At 31.9% G+C, this 21,452-nt stretch carries 21 protein-coding genes; 4 read left to right on the top strand and 17 right to left on the bottom strand.

The window, feature by feature from the left end; all coding sequences use genetic code 11:
* Positions 1-396 precede the first annotated feature (396 nt).
* A complete protein-coding gene (locus ACJMLB_RS06350) occupies positions 397-1,458 on the bottom strand; it encodes an integrase (protein WP_405324606.1) in 1,062 nt (353 codons plus the stop codon).
* A gap of 180 nt (positions 1,459-1,638) precedes the next feature.
* On the opposite strand from ACJMLB_RS06350, the gene ACJMLB_RS06345 reads away from it, so the two are divergent.
* Entirely contained in the window at positions 1,639-2,049 is a 411-nt protein-coding gene (locus ACJMLB_RS06345; protein WP_298534082.1) for a virulence RhuM family protein, read from the top strand.
* A 210-nt stretch (positions 2,050-2,259) separates the two neighbouring features.
* The gene (locus ACJMLB_RS06340) at positions 2,260-3,081 is read left to right on the top strand and encodes a BRO family protein (RefSeq protein WP_405324604.1); all 822 of its coding nucleotides are present in this window, start codon (positions 2,260-2,262) and stop codon (positions 3,079-3,081) included.
* A 210-nt stretch (positions 3,082-3,291) separates the two neighbouring features.
* Here the strand turns inward: ACJMLB_RS06340 and thrC are convergent, their stop codons facing one another.
* The 9 genes from thrC to ACJMLB_RS06295 form a co-directional block, all read right to left on the bottom strand.
* Positions 3,292-4,488 (bottom strand): threonine synthase, encoded by a 1,197-nt coding sequence (gene thrC, locus ACJMLB_RS06335; RefSeq protein WP_405324602.1) that lies wholly within the window; start codon positions 4,486-4,488, stop codon positions 3,292-3,294.
* A 280-nt stretch (positions 4,489-4,768) separates the two neighbouring features.
* Positions 4,769-5,467: a stage II sporulation protein M gene (locus ACJMLB_RS06330; protein ID WP_405324600.1), complete on the bottom strand. Its 699-nt coding sequence runs from the start codon at positions 5,465-5,467 to the stop codon at positions 4,769-4,771.
* A gap of 102 nt (positions 5,468-5,569) precedes the next feature.
* Positions 5,570-6,661, bottom strand: a complete 1,092-nt coding sequence (locus tag ACJMLB_RS06325) for a tryptophan--tRNA ligase (protein ID WP_405324598.1) — start codon at positions 6,659-6,661, stop codon at positions 5,570-5,572.
* Between the two features lie 378 nt (positions 6,662-7,039).
* Positions 7,040-7,555: a tRNA-intron lyase gene (endA, locus tag ACJMLB_RS06320; protein ID WP_296856247.1), complete on the bottom strand. Its 516-nt coding sequence runs from the start codon at positions 7,553-7,555 to the stop codon at positions 7,040-7,042.
* A gap of 92 nt (positions 7,556-7,647) precedes the next feature.
* Complete coding sequence (locus ACJMLB_RS06315; RefSeq protein WP_405324596.1) at positions 7,648-8,355, bottom strand: metal-dependent transcriptional regulator; 708 nt, start codon at positions 8,353-8,355, stop codon at positions 7,648-7,650.
* A 346-nt stretch (positions 8,356-8,701) separates the two neighbouring features.
* Positions 8,702-11,833: a pseudomurein-binding repeat-containing protein gene (locus ACJMLB_RS06310; protein ID WP_405324594.1), complete on the bottom strand. Its 3,132-nt coding sequence runs from the start codon at positions 11,831-11,833 to the stop codon at positions 8,702-8,704.
* Between the two features lie 868 nt (positions 11,834-12,701).
* Positions 12,702-14,354 carry a thermosome subunit alpha gene (thsA, locus tag ACJMLB_RS06305; protein WP_296856241.1) on the bottom strand — a complete coding sequence of 551 codons (1,653 nt, stop codon included), beginning with the start codon at positions 14,352-14,354 and terminating at the stop codon, positions 12,702-12,704.
* A gap of 263 nt (positions 14,355-14,617) precedes the next feature.
* Positions 14,618-15,010, bottom strand: coding sequence for a nuclear transport factor 2 family protein (locus ACJMLB_RS06300; RefSeq protein WP_405324592.1), 393 nt, complete (start codon positions 15,008-15,010; stop codon positions 14,618-14,620).
* An 11-nt stretch (positions 15,011-15,021) separates the two neighbouring features.
* The gene (locus tag ACJMLB_RS06295) at positions 15,022-15,561 is read right to left on the bottom strand and encodes a DapH/DapD/GlmU-related protein (RefSeq protein ID WP_405324590.1); all 540 of its coding nucleotides are present in this window, start codon (positions 15,559-15,561) and stop codon (positions 15,022-15,024) included.
* Between the two features lie 114 nt (positions 15,562-15,675).
* Between ACJMLB_RS06295 and ACJMLB_RS06290 the strand changes: the two genes are divergently transcribed.
* Positions 15,676-16,098 carry a MarR family winged helix-turn-helix transcriptional regulator gene (locus ACJMLB_RS06290; protein ID WP_405324588.1) on the top strand — a complete coding sequence of 141 codons (423 nt, stop codon included), beginning with the start codon at positions 15,676-15,678 and terminating at the stop codon, positions 16,096-16,098.
* Positions 16,099-16,146: 48 nt separating this feature from the next.
* Entirely contained in the window at positions 16,147-16,653 is a 507-nt protein-coding gene (locus tag ACJMLB_RS06285; protein WP_405324586.1) for a flavodoxin, read from the top strand.
* A 137-nt stretch (positions 16,654-16,790) separates the two neighbouring features.
* Here ACJMLB_RS06285 and ACJMLB_RS06280 read toward each other — a convergent pair whose 3' ends face one another.
* The 7 genes from ACJMLB_RS06280 to ACJMLB_RS06250 all read right to left on the bottom strand — a co-directional run.
* Positions 16,791-17,570 carry a class I SAM-dependent methyltransferase gene (locus ACJMLB_RS06280; RefSeq protein WP_405324584.1) on the bottom strand — a complete coding sequence of 260 codons (780 nt, stop codon included), beginning with the start codon at positions 17,568-17,570 and terminating at the stop codon, positions 16,791-16,793.
* A gap of 190 nt (positions 17,571-17,760) precedes the next feature.
* Entirely contained in the window at positions 17,761-18,198 is a 438-nt protein-coding gene (locus tag ACJMLB_RS06275; RefSeq protein WP_405324582.1) for a hypothetical protein, read from the bottom strand.
* Positions 18,199-18,444: 246 nt separating this feature from the next.
* A complete protein-coding gene (locus tag ACJMLB_RS06270; protein WP_405324580.1) occupies positions 18,445-18,675 on the bottom strand; it encodes a hypothetical protein in 231 nt (76 codons plus the stop codon).
* A 95-nt stretch (positions 18,676-18,770) separates the two neighbouring features.
* Positions 18,771-19,094, bottom strand: coding sequence for a hypothetical protein (locus ACJMLB_RS06265; protein WP_405324578.1), 324 nt, complete (start codon positions 19,092-19,094; stop codon positions 18,771-18,773).
* 35 nt (positions 19,095-19,129) lie between these two features.
* Positions 19,130-19,447 carry a hypothetical protein gene (locus ACJMLB_RS06260; protein ID WP_405324576.1) on the bottom strand — a complete coding sequence of 106 codons (318 nt, stop codon included), beginning with the start codon at positions 19,445-19,447 and terminating at the stop codon, positions 19,130-19,132.
* Between the two features lie 535 nt (positions 19,448-19,982).
* Entirely contained in the window at positions 19,983-20,216 is a 234-nt protein-coding gene (locus tag ACJMLB_RS06255; RefSeq protein ID WP_405324574.1) for a hypothetical protein, read from the bottom strand.
* 93 nt (positions 20,217-20,309) lie between these two features.
* Positions 20,310-21,452, bottom strand: a 1,143-nt coding sequence (locus tag ACJMLB_RS06250; RefSeq protein ID WP_405324572.1) for an FprA family A-type flavoprotein, incomplete at its 5' end; no start/stop codon positions are given.

The raw sequence follows: 21,452 nt of genomic DNA, 5'->3' as shown, positions 1-21,452 counted from the left end.
TTTCATAAGTTTAGTCACCTCGTTTTATAATAAATAAACTCCTTTTTTTAAAAAGGAGAGAAAGAAAAATATAAAATCCAATCTTTTGCTTAAGGCATGAAAAATTATAGGTTTCCATGAAAGAACCATAAGATCAATGCCATAAAAATTGAATTACTATAAAATAAATCAGAATAGTCTTGATAAGACAACAATCTTATCAAACTAAATTGACTACCCCTAAAATATATTTTATATAATATATATGTATCAATAAAACTATATAAACTTAATTATCTAATTTTTAACTTAATTTAAAATTAATCCAATTAATCATGAAAAATAGCGCTATTTTAGTAAAAAAAGATCACCCCACAATGAAAATATTATGTTTCTTTCATGGAAACACATACACCACTATTCCACCCTATAATCCACTCCATCCAAAGTGAAATTAATAATCACATTTATCACCTGATTCTCAATAATCACACAATCATCCTCTTTTTCACACTCCCCAATCCAATCATCAAAGACCATCACATTATGCATAGCACCCATATAAATCTCCTTTAACTTCTTCGGATTGGTCTTGATGTAGGCTTCATGGACTTTTGTCTTTCCTCTTCCCTGCAGCTCATCAACAATATCAGCACTGAGTCCTATATTGCTTGCATGAAACTTACGCAGAGCATGAGACCTAAAAAACCTGTACTTTCCTACGAATCCCATATCCAGCTTATCATTCACCTTCTTGAAACTATAGATCAATGAACTGTCAGTAAAGTCAAAAAGCCTATCATCCAATGACAATCCCTTTCTTGAAATCAGATACTTCACAATATGATGGCTTGCTTCAGGAGAGCAAAATGCATAATAGAACTTATTGGTCTTTATCCTCTTAAGATAAAATGCAGGAACAATATCCCTCCTACCAATCAAGCAATTCAAAACATCATCAATTGAACCTCCATCATGATAATCATCACTTGCCTTAACAAAATCCCCAACAGTAAGGGAAAGGGTTTCTGCCTTGGCACAGCCACTGCTTGAAATGAAAAGAACAAGCGCCCTAAAAGCATTAGAAGAAATGGAACAGACCTTCCTGATGTCACCTCTTGTAGGCAAGTCATAATATAAGGATAGATACTCCTCATCAAACTTAATGTCATTCAAATAGGGCAATTCAATTTCAAAATGCCTATAGAATGTCTTGATTCTGGAAAAATAGGTTCTGACAGTGCTGATTGCCAACCCTGAATCCAATAGGAATGACCGAAAATCCAACAATCTGCTTTTAATTTTCCTGTTCTTAAGCGAAATTCCTTCATCTTCCTCAACAATTGCCTCATCCATAAGGGACCCCATATCCATATCATGAAAGAACTCATACTTGGCAATTGCAGACCTGTAGGACTTAAGCGTGGAACACTTAATGTTCCTATTTGAACAAAATATTTTCAATAATTCTTCAGACATCATCATGATAAAAAAAATATTTAAAAAAAGGACAAAATGGAGTTATTTTCATAAATAGTAAACTATACATTAACCATTACTTCTCAAACGCTCTCTAAACATATATAAACTCAAAAAAACAATATTTAAACAATTAAACTACAATTCAATGAAAAATATACGAATTAAAAAGGTGAAAAAATGTCTAATTTAGAAATAAAAGAAACATACCTATATAAAACCAGTGAAGGGATAGTCACTGCAGAAGTGTATTTGTCCGAAGATACCATATGGGCAACTCAAAAAGAAATCGCTAAACTATTTGGAGTATCCATTCCAACTATCAATGAACATTTAAAGAATATTTTTAATGATGAAGAATTAGAAAAAAATTCAGTTATTAGGAAATCCCTAATAACTGCAGCTGATGGTAAAAAATATAATACAAACCTATATAATTTAGATGCAATCATCTCTGTGGGCTATCGTGTAAACAGCAAGAAAGCAACTTATTTTAGAAAATGGGCAACTCAAATACTAAAGGAATACATGATAAAGGGATTTGCTCTTAACGATGAAGCTCTTAAAAATGGAGGAATTTTAAAAGAATAATTTTTTAACTATGAAAAAATTACAAAATAACTCTGATTTAATAAAATAAATCAATATTCCAGTATTTTTAGAATATGACAATTATTTAGAAGTTTTTTCATCAAAAAAACTATGATATTTATCAATAATAAAAATAAACTATTTTTACAAGTTTATTGTCTAAGACAATATATCAACTATTAGAAAACCATTAAAAATGGAGGAAAAATAATGAAAGAAAACAATATAAAACTATTTGAAGGCAGGAAAATCAGAACCAAATGGGATGAGGAAATACAGGACTATTACTATTCAATAATAGATGTTATCGCAGTCCTTACTGAAAGCAAAGACCCCAATGCTTACTGGAGAAAATTAAAACAAAGATTGAAGGAAGAAGGAAACCAAACCGTGACAAATTGTCACCAGTTGAAAATGCCAGCTAAAGATGGCAAAATGAGAATGACAGATGTGGCAACCACCAAACAGCTCTTACGCCTCATACAGTCTGTCCCATCACCAAATGCGGAACCATTCAAACTATGGTTGGCTCAAGTTGGAAGCGAAAGGCTTGATGAGATAGCAGATCCTGAACTGTCCATAGAAAGGGCAATCAACAACTATCGTCAACAGGGCTATAGCGAGGAATGGATAAGCCAAAGGATAAGAAGCATGGAAATCAGAAAGGATCTGACAGCAGAATGGGACAGATCAGGAGTTGAGAAAGGATTGGAATATGCAATCTTAACAGATGAAATAAGCAGAGCATCATTTGGACTAACAACAAATCAGCATAAAAGGATAAAAGGACTGAAAAAGGAAAACCTTAGAGACAATATGACAAATGCAGAGCTTGTAATCAATATGCTAGGGGAACTGGCCACCACAGAAATAAGCAAAAGCGAAAACCCAAACGGAATCGAGGAAAGCCAAGATGTAGCTAAGCGTGGCGGAACCATTGCAGGAAATGCTCGCCGCGAACTGGAGGCAAACACTGGACGAAAAGTAATCAGCAAAAGCAATGCCAACGATAAAAGATTATTAGGCAAATAATTATGCATTTTGTTTTAAAAACAAAGAGCATTATCAATATTTTAACATTTCAAGACAAAGCGCTTCAAGAGAATTAAATGAATTAGCTAAACAAAACATTTTAATTAAGGAAAAGGATAAAAAACAAACATTTTTACAATTAATCCAAAAAATAGGGGTTAAAAATATTTAAAAAAAAAATAAAAAAAGAAATTGAAAAATTACTTAAAATTATTTGTTAAGTAAAATTTCCTTGATTTTATCAATGTCTGCGTCCACTTGGACAGGTTCCACACAAGCGTCAATTGCAGTGTTAGGATCTTTAAGCAAGTGTCCAGTTACAACACAAACAACTCTTTCTCCCTTGTCGATGTCTCCTTGTTCCACTAATTTCTTAAGACCTGCAATGGATGCTGCAGAAGCTGGTTCCACTCCAACACCTTCAGTTCTTGCAAGCAATTTTTGAGCGTCAAGGATTTCTTCATCAGTTACGGTTTCAGCTAAACCATTGGAATCGTAAATAGCCCTTAATGCTTTGATTGCACTTACAGGAGCACCTATACGGATTGCAGTAGCAATGGTTTCTGGGTTTTCAACAGGGGTCATGTCCATGGTTTTGTCTCTGAATGCATTTGCAATAGGGCAAGCGCCTTCAGCTTGAATACCAGTCATCATTGGAACATCATCCATAAATCCAGCATTGTGGAATTCTGTGATTCCTTTCCAAATAGCTGAAATGTTTCCTGCATTACCTACAGGAAGAACGATTCTGTCAGGAGATTCCCATCCTAAGTCATGGACAATCTCATAACCGATGGTTTTTTGTCCTTCTAATCTGAATGGGTTAATTGAATTCAATAAGTATAAATATTTTTCACGAGCAAGTTGGGTCATAGCTTCCAAAGCTTCGTCAAAGTTACCGTTGATTGAGAATACTTCTGCACCGTGGAACATAGCTTGTGCCAATTTACCGAGAGCAACCTTACCTGCTGGCAAGAATACAGCACATCTTAATCCTGCTCTAGCAGCATATGCAGCAAGGGAAGCGGATGTGTTACCGGTTGAAGCGCAACCTACAGTATCCACACCAAGCATCATAGCTTTAGTCATACCGATGGTCATTCCTCTGTCCTTGAAACTTCCGGTAGGGTTTGATCCTTCCACTTTAACGTAAAGGTCAATTCCAAGTTCCTTACCTAATTTTTCACATTTGCAGAATGGAGTTCCTCCTTCATCTAAGGAAACTCTTTTGCTTGCATCAACAGGCAAGCATTCTTTGTATTTCCATAAGTTATCTCTTCTACCTTCAAAAGTAGATTTAGGAACATCAACTTCCACTTCTACTTCCAAGACAGAACCACATTTCTTACAGTTGTAGATAACTTCATCATCTTCGTATTCTTCTCCACAAGACACACATCTAATCATTTTATCACATTAAATTTTTTTGATGAAATAATAATTTTGATTAATTAAAATTATTTTTAATGATTAATTATAAAATTTACAAAAAAATTAGATTATAATTAATATACATCATATAATTATAATCATTATAGTATAAAAACTTATTTTAAGATTAGTTAAGTTTCTTAAATAAATAAAAAAGTTAAAAATAGTAAAAAAATTAAAAAAATAAAAAAATGAAAAGAGTAATAAGAATAAAAAGAATAAAAGAGTAAAAAAGAATTAGAAAAATAAAAACTAATTAGCCCATGCTTAAACCGAAGAAAGGCAATAGCTTACCTGCAAGAGGCACAGTTATATTCGCTTCGATGAATGCTGCAATGATTAATAGGATTACAGCAAGGCATAAGAATATAAAAGACTCCTTTATCTTGTTCTGATTCATTTTAAATGATGCATAACACCTTTGCTTGAAAGTGATCTTCACATCAGAAAAATATGGATCGAAAATATCCAAATAGGAATAGTCTGGAGACCTTAGGTCCCATATGAAATGAAGTATAAATGAAAGGAGTACAAAACCGCCTGTAGTAGCTATAATGATTGCTGGAATTTCAAATATTCCATGAGGCACAGTTAATGCCAAGTAAGCGTAAATATTAAAATCTGCACCAAAATAACCAATGAACATACCGTTATTCGCTAAAATAATAGCACCTAACACTCCGCCTAAAGCTCCAAGAGCATATAATATAAAAGCTACAGTTACATTATTGGTAAATATGGAATGGGTGGTTAGAGTAATTGCCCCTTCCTCTACCTGCTTCTGGAAATTGTCCACCATAGGCTGGATGTATTCTGAAATACTATCTGCATAAAAATAACCAATGAAAAGAGGAATCACAAACAATACTGTTGAAAACAATAAGAGCCATTTATTATTTGAAAATGCCGCTTTTGTCTCTTCCTTAGCTATTCTTAAATAATGTTTAATATCCATAAAAACACCTTAAGATGTTAATTTAATAAACTAATTTTTAAATTGATTTTTAGACTGATTTCTAAACTGATTTCTAATGAATATCTATTTTTACTAATTGGCCTAATCAAACAATGATTCGGCAATCTCAACAGATTCCTCTTGTTTTACCTTTAAATCTTCAAAGAAATCTTTCATAAGCTCTGCTGCATGAACCTTACAATGTCCGCACATGAGCTCACCATTTACACATTCCTCACGGATCTTTTCAAGCTCCTTGTCATCATCAACCAAATGGTAAACAAGCATTTCATAGATTACACATTCATCAGGCCTTCCGCCTAACTCCTTTTGCTCATCAAGGGTTTCTCTTCCACCGGTTTTAGATGATTTGACCTTTTTCTCAGCTTGTTTTGGAGTTTCATTCAAGTAGATTGCAGTGTTTGGCTTGCTGCTTGACATCTTGTCTCCAGTAAGCCCTGTCAAGAACCTATGATAAGTGGAAGCAGGAGCTAAGAAACCATATTCCTCATTCAATTTAGCTGCAATGTCTCTGGTTAACCTTAAATGAGGGTCTTGGTCTACACCTACAGGAACAACCACTTGCTTAGGCCCACCGAATTCCTCTGTTTGAGGAAGCAAGATGTCTGCCACCTGAACTAAAGGAACGTATAGATGTGCAATGTTAGTGCTTGCATTAAAGCCATAAATTGCTTGCATGTTATTGAAATTGACTCTTTTTGCAATCTTGAATGTCAAGTCATTCAAGGTTTTGTTTTGGGACTGGAGATAGACATTTACATTATCTGCAGTTAAGTCAAGACCTAAAGCAATGTAATTAGCCAAATACTCATTTATAGCTATTTCCTTTGCCTTCTCAAAACTTATTCCCCTTGCAGCATATGATTCCATATCTGCAATTGACAAGGATAATGAAGCGCCTTTTTCAAAATACCATTTCAATTGGTCAATGACCATCTTATGGCCAATGTGCATCTGGCCACTTGGCATCATTCCAGTCATAACTGCAAAATCCTTCTTGCCGTTAATTAATGGAACCAATTTATCAAAGTCCCTATGGCCAAAAATAACTCCTCTCTTCATCAATCTTGCAGGATCTTCAATCTTTCCTAAAAGTTCTGAAAAGTCTTTTATACCAAACTGATTAACTAATTTATCATAATCTACTATAGATGAGCCCCATGGATCAATCAAAAAATCACCTTAAATATAATATCTTTGCTTAAATTGAATAATTAGATAATAATTATTATGTTTTTTATAGTAAGTGTTTAAATAATTATACGTATTTTTAATTAAAATTATTTAAATTTTTTAGTGAAAAATTTATAATAATTATTGCATAATTTTAGTTTAAATTTATTTTTAATTATAATTTTAATTCTAATTAATATGCTATTAATTAAATATGATTTACAAGTTAATAAAAATAACTAATAAAAAATTAAAAAATAGTTATCAAAATAATTACTAAATTATAAAATAATCAAAACAAATTATTGAAAATAAAAAAAATGAAATAAAAATGAAAATAATGAATAAAAATAAAATAATGAAATTAATTAAAAATAACTATGGGCGAGTCCACTCAATGTTATAATAAGTTACATCCAAATCGTCATCAACGACAGCAAGCAACAGTTTCTTGTTTACACCATGGGAAACTCTCACATAGCTTGCAAAGTCCAATACATTAACCTCATTTGTTTCATACAATACCTTAACCAAAAAGTCAGAGTGTGCATGTCCTGGACCTGTACCCCTTTCATAAAGTCTGAATTCAGATCCGTACTTAAAGCCAGTCTTTATAATGTAACCTCTGTTTTTCAAATCCCTATAAACAAGGTATTTGCCGTAAATCTCCTCTTCCTTGATTAGGTCAATTATATAATTAACATCACATTTCTTATCATTTTCATAAATGTCCAAACGACCGCTTTCCATCAAATAGCATGCCTCAATTATGGAAAGCTCCAAGCAATCCTCGGACAATTTACCGAATTGGCTTTTTTGATTAAGGGAAACAGCTCTTTGGTTACCCTCTTCAATTTTTATGGTTACAATACCTTCACATAAATCTCCACGCATCTAAACACCTAAATAAAAATCTGTAATAAATGAAATAAGAAAAATTAAAAAAAAAGTTTAAAAAAAATTAATAAAAAATTAATTTTTAATAGCTAGAATGTTTTTACAAATATGTTATTTGCCAAATCCCTTGAAACTTCTATTTGGGAATCATCAATAAAGACATTATAATCGGAAGTTTCAGAATCGGATATTCTGATTTTGGATCCTATAGCAATTCCAACATCCATTGCATCAGAAAGGTAAGAGTCTCCACCTCTTATGAATAGGACTTCACCTTCATCACCAGATGTCAATTGGGAAATGGACAATAAATTGAATTCCCTTACTCCAATGTCTTCAATGTCACTTTGATTGTTTACGCAGTCATCACAGTTAGCAAAGTCAAAGTCACATGCAGGAATCACATGATCATCAGGACAGGTATCAGGATGTTCTAGCATATGGCAAATAGCTCTTTCAGCTTCATCAGACAATGAGTGTTCCATTTCACAAGCTTGTGCATGAAGGTTTTCATCTTTGATTTTCAATACATCTTTCAAGAATCTCTCAAGAATTCTGTGTTTACGTGTAATCTTTTGAGCTATTTTGCTACCTTCATCAGTTAAAGAAGCTCCTTTGTATGGAACATAATCAATATAACCGATATCTTCTAGTTTCTTAAGCATTTGAGTAACACTACCTGGCGCAATACCTAACTCTCTTGATAAAGTTGTTGTAGACACATGGGAGTCCTTACTTCCGAACTTGTAAAGAACTTCCAAATACTCTTCAATGTTTTCACTAATTTCTTTAGCCATGTAGAACCTCCGTGATTTATTTAATTAAATTTTCTTTTTAAAATTATTTAAATTAATTTTTATTGATTTAAAATCATCTAAATACAATATAATGCAATCGTATATGATTTTGTTTCATATACTAATATTTTATATAAAAGGTATATAAAGTTTTGGATAACCTAAAATTTTATAACAATACTAAAAAAATAATTAAAAAGAGTTAAAAATTTTTTAAAAAAAGTTGGGAAAATCACCAATAATAATTATTAAAAAAAGAGTTAAAAAAAGAATTAATTAAAAAATAAAAAAAATAAAAATTTGGATAAGAGGAAACCCTCTTATATCCATTTTAAATACTTTAACACTAAAATGGCACAGCAGCATATCGATTCAAGTTGCTATATGAATTAGTGTTCCAATTTTGAATGTTACCTAATTTATTCCTCACGCTTGTAGCATCAGCGGAATACCAAACACCATTTACGAGAATTTGAGCCCATACGTGTCCTGTTACTAAACCGCTTGAGAATGTACAACCTTTTGCATGAGCATATCTTGCTTCAATGCCTGAAGCTCTGCACAATGCAACAACTAAACTTGCCTGATCCACACAATTTCCTGAACCCGCACTTAAGGTACCTGAAGCACCATGTTTAGAGTTTGCATAATAACTATAATCAATTTCATCTCTGACATAATTATAGATTGCTTGAGCTTTTGCCTCATCAGTTTTTAAACCTTTAGTCAATTGACTTGCTAAATTACTGATTGAACTTGTAATAGCTGATTGGCCAGTGCCAACCAAATATTTGGCAAGATCTGATTCTGTATTTTTCTCATTTAAACCCGCTTTGAATTGACTTGAATTATAAGGTATTTTAGATGAGATGTTAATTGGAGGAACTGTAATTCCTTTGAATACAGAACTTTCGAAAGTACAGTAATTAGGTAAATTTTTATGAGATTTATGGAAATCTAAAATCTTAGCAAATGAATAAGTGTATAAATCAAATTCGGCATTACCTAAAGATTTACCAGAACTACTATAAACCTTAGCGTAAACAGGGGGAACCTTATTGGATTCCGCAAATGATATTACTCTTTTTGCTAAATCAACATATTGAGCTTTATAAACTGTAGCATCCATTGAATCCCCATCGGAATTAGAATTGGACATTCCAGTTGGAAGAGCAATATAATTTGTGTTACCAGCATTAATATTATAGACAGCTTTAGTCATCAGATATGAGAATTGTGAAATACTTAATTTCTTATTCGCTACTGTAACTGTACTAGGCAACGCATCATGAGAGTTAACATAATTCTTTACATTAGTAGCTGCTGCTTCAATCTCACTTAAAGAGAATCTATTATTGTCTTTTACAGTGACTGTGTTAGACAATTTATATGCTTCATAAGCGGATGAACCTGCATAAGATGAAACTACTGAGTAAGTTCCTTGATTTAAATCCATCTTTAAAGAAGCAACACCCTTAGAGTTAGTAGTTTTAGTATATGATTTTCCAGATAATGTAAATGTAATTTTCTGATTAGCTAAAGCATTACCTGAGTTATCCACCAATGTTACTGAATATGAGTCGCCTTTATTTACACTATTTGAACTAGCTTTTATTGAAGTGGATTTTTTAAGAGGAGCATATACAGAACTTTCAAAAGTACAGTAATTAGGCAAATAATTCTTAGACTTATGGAAATCTAAAATCTTAGCAAATGCAAAAGTATATAAATTGAAATTTGCATTTCTTGCCTTATTTGAACTGTCTTTTACAGACAAATAGTTTGAAGGTACTTTTTTAGATTCTATACTAGAAGCTGATCTTTTTGCTAAATCCGCATACTGAGCTTTGTAAACAGTGGATTTTAATGAATATGCAGAAGAACCGCCATTAGAAATACCGCTTAAAAGAACAACATCTTTTTTGTTATTTGAATTAAGATTGGATACTGCCTTTGATGACAAATAGGTGAACTCAGATATTTTAAGAGTTTTGGAACCTACTTTTACAGTACTAGGCAATTTCTTGTTCTTTAAAACATAATTCTTAACATTAGTAGCTGCAGCTTCTATTTCCTTAACAGTGAATGCATTAGGATTTTTCAATACAGTTAAAGTAACTGAATTCTTTGCGGACTTATAAACTTTTGAACCTGCATAAGAACAGACCATAGAGTACTTACCTTCCTTCAAATTTATTTGAAGATAAGTGGAACCTTTAGAGTCTGTTGTCAATGTATAAGTCTTACCGTTAATGGTGTAACTTAACTTTTGACCGCTTAAAGCTTTACCATTGCTATCAGTCAAGGTAAGTTTATAAGAATTACCTTTAGTAATGGTATTTGAACTTCCTTTAAGAATTGTTGCTTTTAAACTAGCTGCTTGATTAAATGCGGAACTTTCAAAAGTACAATAATTAGGCAAATAATTCTTAGACTTATGGAAATCTAAAATTTTTGCAAATGCAAATGTGTATAAATTGAAATTTGCATTCCCTACAGATTTTTTAGAAGCGTCCTTAACAAGAACTTCAGTAGGAGGTACCTTTTTAGAACCAATGGAAGAAACTACATTTTTTGCTAAGTCAAGATATTGTGCTTTATAAACAGTAGTTTTTAGTGAAGCAGAAGAAGATTTGCCATTGGAAATACCAGATAAAAGTATTATCTCCCCTTTCTTATTTGAATTCAAATTAGATATCAATTGGGAAGAAAGGTAAGAGAACTCAGAAATTTTAAGAGTTTTGGAACCTACTTTCACAGTACTAGGCAATCTTTTATTCTTTAAAACAAAATTCTTTACATTAGTGGCTGCATCTTCAATCTCCTTTACAGTGAATGCATTGGGATTTTTCAATACAGATAAAGTTACAGATAATCTTGAAGAATCATACGCACTTGATCCTCCAAAAGAACAAACCATATTGTATTTTCCTTCCTTCAAATTTATCTGAAGATAAGTGGAACCTTTAGAGTCTGTTGTCAATGTATAAGTCTTTCCATTGATAGTGTAACTTAACTTTTGACCACTTAAGGCCTTGCCCTTGCTATCAGTCAAGGTAAGTTTATAAGAATTACCTTTATAGATTGAACTTGAACTTCCCTTAAGAGTGGTTTTCACTTTTGCATTAGCTTGTAAAACATCACTATCTGATTGTGAGGAAGCCCCAAGGACAGCCCTATTATTTGCAATGTTTGAATTATGTTCCAAATCAGAATCTTCTACAGTATTATCAGTATTTAAAACTTCATTTTCTGAATTTACATTACTTGAACCAGCATTTTCAGATTCCAAATTATTTGAATTTGAAACACTAGCAAGATTCTCATTAGTGTTGCTAGAAACACTGGAACCAGATAAGTCATTTGAATCATCTATGGAAGACGAATCATCAATATCCATAGCAGAAACTGATGAGATCAAACAAAATCCCATAAGTAAAACTGCTAAAAGCAATGTGAGATTCTTAACTGAAATCATTTCACCTCACACTTTAGAGCAACCCTAAAATTATATTTTTATAAGTATAATTTTCACATTGAATTTTTTTAATCAAAAATGATAGAAAAATATTCTATTTTTCCAAACTCAATGTTTATCATTTAACTTTTTCAAGTAAACAATAAAGACCACCCTAAACATTTCTTAACTTGAAAATTTTGCTTTAAAAACAAAAAAATCAAATTAGATTAATATTTACTTTTAATCTCTTATTATATAAACCTTACTAAAAAAAATCATTGAAAATAAGAATTTTCCATAGTTTATAGATAAAAATAAAAAGAATTTAAGATTAATTTTATAATTCAAATATGGTTAACTATACAGTATTGATATAAGGAATAAATATTCAGTTAAAAGCAAAAATAAGTGATAATAATTAAAAAAATTAAAAAATACTTGACAAGTCTTTAAATAATGAATAAATACTTAAAATTACTTATTTTAATCAAATTTTAAATAATTTGACTTAAATAAATAGAAAATAAAATAATTACCTTTATTTAACTTAAAAAAGAATTACAAACTATTAAACATATTTGATATAAAAGAAAATAATATTATCATTTTTAAAATAGTATTAAAATAAGTATTAAATTAAAAAAATACTTCTTAAAAAGTAGATTTCAGACAAATAAGCAATTTTAATTAAGCAATATTCAAAAAAGAACTATTTAAGGACAAAATAAGAAAATAAAGAAAATTTTTAAAAAATAGTTGAAAAAATAATGAAAAATAGTAAAAAAAAGTTGAGATTTTTTATTTGAATAAATGTCATTTACTCCCAACTTTAGGAAAAAATTTTGGTCCAGGTTTTGCGCTCCGAAGGAGCGGAAAAGCTGGGGAGTTACATCATAGGAGGCATTCCGCCCATTCCACCCATACCAGGTGCAGGAGGCATACCACTATGATCTAAGTTTTCATCTGGGTCGACTTTTTGAAGTGCACCAGCTGCTGCAACCAAGTCATCAATACGCAAGATCATTTCACAAGCTTCTTGAGCTGCTTGAATAGCTTGCTTTTTGACTCTTTGAGGTTCAACAACACCAGCTTCTTTCATATCAACTACTTTACCTTCAAATACGTCTAATCCCATATTGATGTTTTCTTCATGAGCTGCTCTGAGTTCTACAAGCAAGTCAATGGTGTTTAAACCAGCGTTTTCAGATAAGGTTCTTGGTACGATTTCCAAAGCGTCTGCAAATGCATTTACAGCCACTTGTTCTCTTCCGCTGATAGTGTTAGCATAAGCTTTCAGTTGTCTTGCAATTTCAATTTCAGGAGCTCCTCCACCGTATACGACTTTTCCGTCTTCAACAGTAGCTGCAACTACACCTAATGCATCTTCCATAGCTCTTTCAATCTCAGATGAAACGTGTCTGGTACTTCCACGGATTAAAATGGAACTTGCTTTAGGGTCTTCACATTCTTCAATGAAGGTAATGATTTGGTCAAAGACCTTTTCTTGGTGGATGTAACCTGCCTTACCTAAAACATCAGGAGTCAAGTCTTCAATATTGGTAATGAGTTCAGCACCGGTAGCTTTCATGATTCTCTTTACGTCAGTGTTCTTAACTCTTTTGAAAGCCATGATTCCAGCTTTGGACAAGTGATGTTGGACTACATCATCAATACCTTTTTGACAGAACAATACATTACATCCGGAATCAATTATCTTATCAGCAATTTCCTTAAGGGTTTCCTGTTCACTGTCAAGGAAAGCCTGCATTTGCAATGGGTCAGTGAAATCAACTTTAGCGTTTTCCAAATCTTTCAATTCTAAAGGATATTTCATTAAAGCGATTTTACAATCACGCATTTCTTCAGGCATAGCTTCATTAGCTCTACCTTGGTCAATGTAGATACCGTCAACAATTAAGGAGTCTTCTACACTTCCACCATTGATTCTGTGAATCTTTATGAGAGTTTTGTCTAATTTTTCTCCTTCTTCAACTTTGAGTGCAGCTTGAACAAGCAATTGTGCAAGTTCATCCTTAGCATAATCGGAACCTTTACCTGTCATTGCGGTTTTTGCAATTCCAAATAAGGTGTCTGGGTCTCTTGCATCGGTGGAAATGCTGTATAAGATTTCCATTGCTTTTGCAACTGCTAATCTGTATCCAATGAGAATAGTTGGGATTGCAATTCCATCTTCGTATAATTCCATAGCTTTCTTAAGCAATTCACCAGCAATGATTACAACAGTAGTGGTTCCGTCTCCAACTACATTCTCTTGTTTTCTTGCAATTTCCACAAGCATTTTTGCTGCAGGGTGTGCAATATCCATTTCCTGTAAGATAGTTGCTCCATCGTTGGTTACAACCACATCACCCATTTTCTTGTCCACTAACATTTTGTCCATTCCTTTTGGACCAAGGGTGGTTCTTACAATGCTTGCTAATAGTTGGCTTGCAAAAATATTCATTCTTAAAGCTTGATTTCCTTGAAATCTTTCAGTATCATCACGTAAAATATACATAGGTTGATTAATTTGTGCCATAATAATCTCCTTAATTTTAATCAGTGTTATTTTTAAATTTAGATAATTTATTGTAATTTATAAGAATTAATTTTAAGAATTCATAATAAAAATTAAATATATTTAATTAATATTAAATTATCCATATAGTTATACATAGGTTTGCCTTACTATAAAAAAGTTTTGTTTATAATGGATAATATTATAAAAATTTAAAAAAAGTTAAAATAAAAAAGTTAAAATAAAAAAATTCGATTCTAGATTGTTGAATGAAAAATGAATATTCAATTGTCCCATTTGCTTAAATACCATTTTTCGTTGATCTTTTCCATTGTCTGTTCGCTATGCAATGTCCAGGTTCCTTTCATTCCATAAACCTTTGCATCAAGAGTTACATCTGCTTTTAAGATTGCCTTGACTTTTTCTTTTATAATTATAATTGGATTATTTATGATGGATTTATAGTAATTAAGTGTTCCATCCATTATTTCATCAATATATTCAGCCTTTGTCTGTGTCTTTCCAGACATATGCCTAAGAGTGTAATTGTCTTTTAAAAGCTCATTCAGCTTTTCCAAATCCTTTTCAATCATTGCATATTGAAACTCAATGAATCTTTCCAGCACTTCTTCTTGATCATCATTTAGATTTCCCTTATTGACTACAGACACACTCATGATAACAAGACCTATTCTGGGAATTTATCCTTATCCAATGTATTTACAACCTTTGCAGGAACTCCCACTACAACAGCATAGTCAGGAACATCCTTTGTGACGATAGCTCCAGCTCCAACGATTGCATACTTTCCAACTGTGACTCCTGGCAAGATTGATGCTCCAGCACCGATCCATGCCCCTTTCTTAATTATAATCTCTTCACAAGTCAATACTTGCCTTTCATATTCATCATGATTGTTTGACAATAACTGTACATTTGCAGCCATCAGGACATCATCTTCTATAGTGATTCCCCCTCTAGCCATTGCCAAGCAATTGCTGTTGATGAAAACGTTGTTTCCAAGCTTTATCCTATCAAAAGCAGCACCCGCAAATGGTGTTGTGATTGTACTGTTTTCACCTATGTTGCCATCCAACAATTCATTAAGTATTGAAACATACTCCTCAGTCATCGGTTCAGTATGATTAAGTTTAAACAATAGCTTTGATTGTTCCATCATGAGGTCTCTTTCTTCCTGAGACATTTCATTCATATCAATTCTTTCCATAATATCCTTTCCTTTTTTGATATACATTACTGTTTATACAAATTGTTATTTATAGTTAACTGTTAACAATGGTTAACTATTTATATGATGTTTCACAAACTATCTATAGATATTATGAAATTAAATGAAAATCCGGAAAAGATGTTCTTGTACCATTATGTTGAGGAACTGATATCCGATTACCATTCATATTATGAACTTAACTTAAAAGACAAGGATTTGACTGTAAAGGAATATGCAGTTCTTTTGAGAATAAGATTCGTAGGTAAATCCACCCAATATGATCTGGTAAATCTATTCGACGTAAGTGGAGCATATATGGCAAAGCTTTTGAAGAAGTTTGAAGATGAGGATTATATTGCAAGAATAGAAAATCCGGAAAACAGAAGAAAAAAGATCGTTGAACTTACAGAAAAAGGAATTGAAAAGACAGATGATTTAATAAAAATTATTGATGATTGGGAAAAGCAAGCCACTTCAGATTTGACTGAAGATGAACTTATAATTCTCAAAAAACTCTTATCAAAAATCATATAGTTTTATTTTGATAAATATTATTTACTTAAATTTAAAGGAGATATCATTATGGCAAGTATTGTAATTTATTTTTCAAGAAGCGGTGAAAACTACTTTGGCGGAGTACTTAAGAACATTGAAAAGGGAAACACTGAAGTGATTGCAGAATACATTCAGGAATTGGATAATGCAGACTTATTCAAAGTTGAACCTGCAGTTGAATATCCTGCTGATTACATGAAATGCATTGATGTTGCTAAAAAGGAACAGCAGGCAGATGCAAGACCTGAAATCAAGGAAACTTTAGATAATATTGATGCATATGACACTGTATACATCGGTTTTCCAAACTGGTGGGGAACATTGCCTATGCCTATGTTTACCCAATTGGAACAACTCAATTTTGAAGGAAAAACAGTTAAGCCTTTTGTAACTCATGAAGGTTCCGGTTTCGGATCATCCCAAAAAGACTTGAAAAAGTTGTGCGAAGGAGCTGAGATTAAAAAAGGATTATCAATTCCTGGCGCTAATGTGTATGATGCAAAAGTTGCTGTAGAACAATGGATTAATGAATAAATTAATCCTTTCTTACTTTTTACTTTCTTATTTTTTAGTTTTTTACTTTTTTATTTAGTTTAAATTTTATATGATCTTTACCCTATTTTTTAATTTTTAACTCTTTTTCAAATAAGAAACAAAATGCTATTTTGAAATTATTTTTCCAAAACAGCAATATAATCCATTCTGTTTCTAATAAATGGAATCCAAGTGAATATTTTGGTGAATGGCTTATATACATTCATTCCATCAAACAGATTTACATCCTTTATCCATTTGAAGTTGGAATTCAATTTTAAAAGCTCATGACCTTCTTGAACTCCCCAAATGAATTTTGCATCCATCTCCTCAACTGATTTCTCCTTAACATTCTTGACGGAAACTGGAGGCATTATTTCAGTGAATACAGTGCATGACTTGAAATTCTCATCAATTATGTCCAGAATCCTTTTATTGTCCTCTTCAGTTAGATACATTGACAATCCTTCAATGATGAACAAAACATCATCAGTTGCATCTATTTCACTGACCCATGATGAATCCATAGCTGAATATGCCAATGTCTTTACCCTATCGGCATCCTTAATATATTTCAATCTGAACCTTGCTGAATTTTCCAAATCAACATTATACCATTTGATTATTCCATTGTCCAATCGATTATATCTGGTGTCCATTCCAGAAGCAATATTCACTATTGTGCATCTGGGATGTGAGCGAATATATTTTGAAACCATATCATCCAAAACGATAGTTCTTGAAATCACTCCCCATTGCATTTGATAGTCCTTATCTGCTATGGAAAAGTCATAATCGATTTCAGAAATTACATCTATTGCCTTAAAGTCAAAAAATTTGTGATTTTTCTCTTGGGAATGCTTGGCTTTAGTATATAAAGTCAAAAGCATTGTTTTTTCTACACCTTCTAAATTCATGGTTTTTACCTCAAAAATTATATGTTTAACTATTTATTTTTGTAGTATATAAAGTTTAGGTATACCTAAATTATAATGTAGATATAAAAAAATATTCTATTAAAAAGAGGATGTAGAAGGCGTGAAAATTAAAATAAAATAAGAATTGAAAAATTAAAATAAAATAAGAATTGAAAAATAAAAAAATGAATTAGAAAAGAGGATTCATGATAACGTTTTTCTCTTTTTTAGTCATTTTAGTGTATGTAATTTTAGACTTGTAAGGAGTGTAACCACTTATCTTTGGAGTGGAAAGCAACATAAGCCCACTGATATTGCTTGGCTTAACTGTTCTTGTAATCACTTTTCCTTTTTTGTTTTTGTAGTAAACAGTCATCTTTCTAAATACATAAGTGTGAGGTCTGAAGTCATCCCCTTTTTTCTTATCATGATAAAAGATAGCTGCATATACCCCTTTGGCATTTTGTGCATCTTTTGGCTGATAGAAAGTCAATATCCTATCCTTACTGCCTACATCTTTATATTTACCCATTTTAATAGTGGTTGTAGCAGCACAAGCAGGACCCATAGTGAATCCTAAAACTGCAATAGCTAAAACGAGTAAAATAAGAATTGTTTTTTTATTCATATTTTCTCTCCTAAAACTTAGTTATAATAATATATAATTTTGTAGTTTATAATATTTTTTAAAAATGTTTTTAATTAAATGAAAAATAAGTTAAAGAATAAAAATAAAAAAATTAGTAAATTTTATTTGATGAACAAGCAAGCAGTTTATCAGCAAAAAAAAGAGTTCTGGACTGAAATCTAATCTCCAACTTATCGAAGGAAATACTGCTTATTATAATGTTGATTCAATTGAAAACAAGAGTCTTCAATCGTCATCATCATCTTTGTCATCTTTATCATTTTTGTCGTCTTTATCGTCTTTATCGTTGTCATCTTTGTCATTATCATCATGGTCGACAGAATCACTTGAATCATCTGAGTCTCCAGATGCATCACTTGCAGAATCATCAGATCCTCCAATGCATCCACTGACAGAAACAACAGCTAAAAGAACGATTGTCAATAATATCAAAGCGAATACATTTTGTTTGTTCATTAAAAACAACTCCTTTGTAAACATAGTTTGTTAATTTTAGTATTTATATATTGATATTTAAAAAAGATAAAAAAGAGGAGGAAAAATAAAAAGATTTACATATATAGTGATGCAGGCACTGCATTTACATCTTCTTCAGAATTAGCCAACTCGTCTAAAGGTTTATGAAAAGTGCCAAATCCAACAATTCTTTCTTTATTTATGGAAATGGAAAAAACAGGCCCCTTTTCCAAATCCACTACCATAAAATCAATATAATCATCACTTTCACCAATGATTCTGCATGGTTCAAGCATTTTCCCCTCTTCAAGCATGACCCTAACCATCTCTTCTGCAGGAATCTCTTTCACACCTTCAATCTCTAACCTGTAATTCTTTACTTTTCCTTCAATTTCCGCTACTTTTTCACTGAAATTCATAAAAATTACCTCCACTTAAAGTCAATATAATAAAATCATTGATACAAAGCCTTAGACACTTCAATATTGTCATCTGCTGATTCCTCATCTTCATCTGGCTTATGCAAAATGGATAATCCGCAAATGTGTTCCTTTTTTATACATAGAGAAAAAGTAGGGCCTTCCTTTTGATAAAACATGAAATCCAAAGATTCTTCGTTTTCATCAATGATTTTGCCAGGCCCCAAATATCCTTGATCATTAAGCATGAGCATAATCATATCTTCCAATTTGCATTCCTCTTCATTTTTCTCTAACACCTGATATTTGTCTAAATCGCCTTGCATTTCCTTTATTTTTTCACTTATATTCATAGTAATCACCTCGAAATATTGTATTTTAACCTTCTTCTCTAAAATATTGTATTTTAATTCTTCTTCTCAATTCACTAATATGAATCATATTAAACGAGTGCACAGTTGAAACTACAGATTTTAAATAAAATTCTTCATAACAACTTTAATCATATCACCCATCCAAATCCACATTTCACTTTCTAAAATTATAAGGGCACAGCCACATATAAAGGTTTTGGATTTTTATGATTTTTAAAAAAAAAGATAAAATAAAAATAACAGATCTGAAAAAAGATTAATTGAATAATAAAAAGATTGGACAATAAAAAAGAGGAAAATAAAAAAAGATTAACCTAAATGAAAACACTATTCATTTCCTTAAAAGAAGCGTTAACTATATTACAATTATATAAAACACCTATCTCTATATCACACGTGTTTTTATTATAAACCAATGTTGATTCCGAATCCCAATAAAGTTTCCTTTAAATGTATATTCTGCAGCACATTTATCCAAAAAATTAATTTTTTTGAAAAATAAAAAAAAGAAAAATTAATCTGAAAATTCAATCAATTCAATATCGACTATGTCAACTTCAATATCCTTATCGTAAATATGGAATTTTCCATCCTTGAATTCAAAGCTGTTTTCTTTTGTAATGGTATATGCTCTTCCATCGGCAAAATAGACATAGACATAAGCAAAGTTTTCAACCAACTCTTCCACTGATTTTTGATTGTGCTCCTCAATCATTCTTAAGTCGTCTTCTTCACTAATGGAAATCACCTATTTAATTATTTAAAAAAAGATATTATTTGAATTAAAATTGATAAAAAATAGAATAATAAAATAAATAAAAAAAGAAAAGATAAAGAAGAATTATTCTTCCTTAATCATTTGAGCTACTTTTTTACCTAATTCGTAACATTCTTCAAGTTGCTCTTCACTTGGCTTGAAGTCAAGCTCCATCTGCTCAACTACTTCAAATCCTGCACCTTCAAGGTTTTCAGCCAAGATTCTTGCAGAACCTCCTGCCCAACCTTTTGAACCGAAGACAACCGCCTTTTTGGTTTCAATGTTTCCAAAACTGAGACAGTTCAAGTAGTACATTACATCCCCAATACCTGGGAAAGGGTTGTTCATCATGGTAGGAGCACCTACAAAGATTGCTTTGGAATCAAGAACATCAGTCACTGCATCGGATTTGTCATCATCATGCATGAAGTACATCTTAACTTCAACCCCTTCACTCATTACACCTTCAGCCATAGCATGAGCCATTCTTTGGGTTGAATGGTGCATAGTGTCATAAATGAAAGTGATCTTGTTTCCTTCATAGGTACCTGTGGACCATTTTGTGTATAGGTCAATGATGAAGTTAGGGTCAGTGAAGATTTGACCGTGACATGGAGCAATAATCTTTAGAATGTCCACTAATCCTAATTTTGCAAGTTCTTCAATCTTTCTTCCAATCATCGGAGAAACAAGGGTAAGCAAGTTGGCATAATATTTTCTTGCAGCTTCAGTTAAGATAACTGGGTCTACATCCTTATCCAATCTTTCAGATAAACAGATGTGCTGACCGAATGCATCGTTGGAGAACAATATTCCATCTTCCATCAACATTGTAAACATGCTGTCAGGCCAGTGAAGCATAGGTGCATTTACGAATTGGAAAGTTTTTCCCCCAATATCCAATGAGTCACCGGTTTTTACTGTATTGAATTCAAAGTCTGCAAGTTCAGGCAAGTGATTCTTAAGTCCTGGTTCAGCTTTTTTGGAACAGTATACTTCAACATCAGGGAATTTTGCAACAACTTCACCTAAGGAACCGCTGTGGTCGTTTTCAATGTGGTTTTGAATAACGATATCGATTTTGAATTCCCTTCCTTCCTTCTCAAATGCATCTTTAATTCTTCCCCAGAACTGTTCAGATTTTCCAGGATAAACATTATCGATTAAAGCTACCTTATCTTCCCCAAATACTAAATAACAGTTGTAGGTAGTTCCATTTAAGGTGTA

The organism is Methanobrevibacter sp., from assembly GCF_045114555.1.
Taxonomy (GTDB): Archaea; Methanobacteriota; Methanobacteria; order Methanobacteriales; family Methanobacteriaceae; genus Methanobrevibacter.
The sequence above is the reverse complement of the archived record's forward strand: the minus strand, read 5'-3'. Positions and strand labels throughout refer to the sequence as shown.

Coding starts and splice junctions, on each gene's coding strand:
- ACJMLB_RS06350 (WP_405324606.1), bottom strand. CDS start 1,458: ATGTCTGAAGAATTATTGAAAATATTTTGTTCAAATAGGAACATTAAG.
- ACJMLB_RS06345 (WP_298534082.1), top strand. CDS start 1,639: ATGTCTAATTTAGAAATAAAAGAAACATACCTATATAAAACCAGTGAA.
- ACJMLB_RS06340 (WP_405324604.1), top strand. CDS start 2,260: ATGAAAGAAAACAATATAAAACTATTTGAAGGCAGGAAAATCAGAACC.
- thrC (WP_405324602.1), bottom strand. CDS start 4,488: ATGATTAGATGTGTGTCTTGTGGAGAAGAATACGAAGATGATGAAGTT.
- ACJMLB_RS06330 (WP_405324600.1), bottom strand. CDS start 5,467: ATGGATATTAAACATTATTTAAGAATAGCTAAGGAAGAGACAAAAGCG.
- endA (WP_296856247.1), bottom strand. CDS start 7,555: ATGCGTGGAGATTTATGTGAAGGTATTGTAACCATAAAAATTGAAGAG.
- ACJMLB_RS06315 (WP_405324596.1), bottom strand. CDS start 8,355: ATGGCTAAAGAAATTAGTGAAAACATTGAAGAGTATTTGGAAGTTCTT.
- ACJMLB_RS06310 (WP_405324594.1), bottom strand. CDS start 11,833: ATGATTTCAGTTAAGAATCTCACATTGCTTTTAGCAGTTTTACTTATG.
- thsA (WP_296856241.1), bottom strand. CDS start 14,354: ATGGCACAAATTAATCAACCTATGTATATTTTACGTGATGATACTGAA.
- ACJMLB_RS06300 (WP_405324592.1), bottom strand. CDS start 15,010: ATGAGTGTGTCTGTAGTCAATAAGGGAAATCTAAATGATGATCAAGAA.
- ACJMLB_RS06295 (WP_405324590.1), bottom strand. CDS start 15,561: ATGGAAAGAATTGATATGAATGAAATGTCTCAGGAAGAAAGAGACCTC.
- ACJMLB_RS06290 (WP_405324588.1), top strand. CDS start 15,676: ATGAAATTAAATGAAAATCCGGAAAAGATGTTCTTGTACCATTATGTT.
- ACJMLB_RS06285 (WP_405324586.1), top strand. CDS start 16,147: ATGGCAAGTATTGTAATTTATTTTTCAAGAAGCGGTGAAAACTACTTT.
- ACJMLB_RS06280 (WP_405324584.1), bottom strand. CDS start 17,570: ATGAATTTAGAAGGTGTAGAAAAAACAATGCTTTTGACTTTATATACT.
- ACJMLB_RS06275 (WP_405324582.1), bottom strand. CDS start 18,198: ATGAATAAAAAAACAATTCTTATTTTACTCGTTTTAGCTATTGCAGTT.
- ACJMLB_RS06270 (WP_405324580.1), bottom strand. CDS start 18,675: ATGAACAAACAAAATGTATTCGCTTTGATATTATTGACAATCGTTCTT.
- ACJMLB_RS06265 (WP_405324578.1), bottom strand. CDS start 19,094: ATGAATTTCAGTGAAAAAGTAGCGGAAATTGAAGGAAAAGTAAAGAAT.
- ACJMLB_RS06260 (WP_405324576.1), bottom strand. CDS start 19,447: ATGAATATAAGTGAAAAAATAAAGGAAATGCAAGGCGATTTAGACAAA.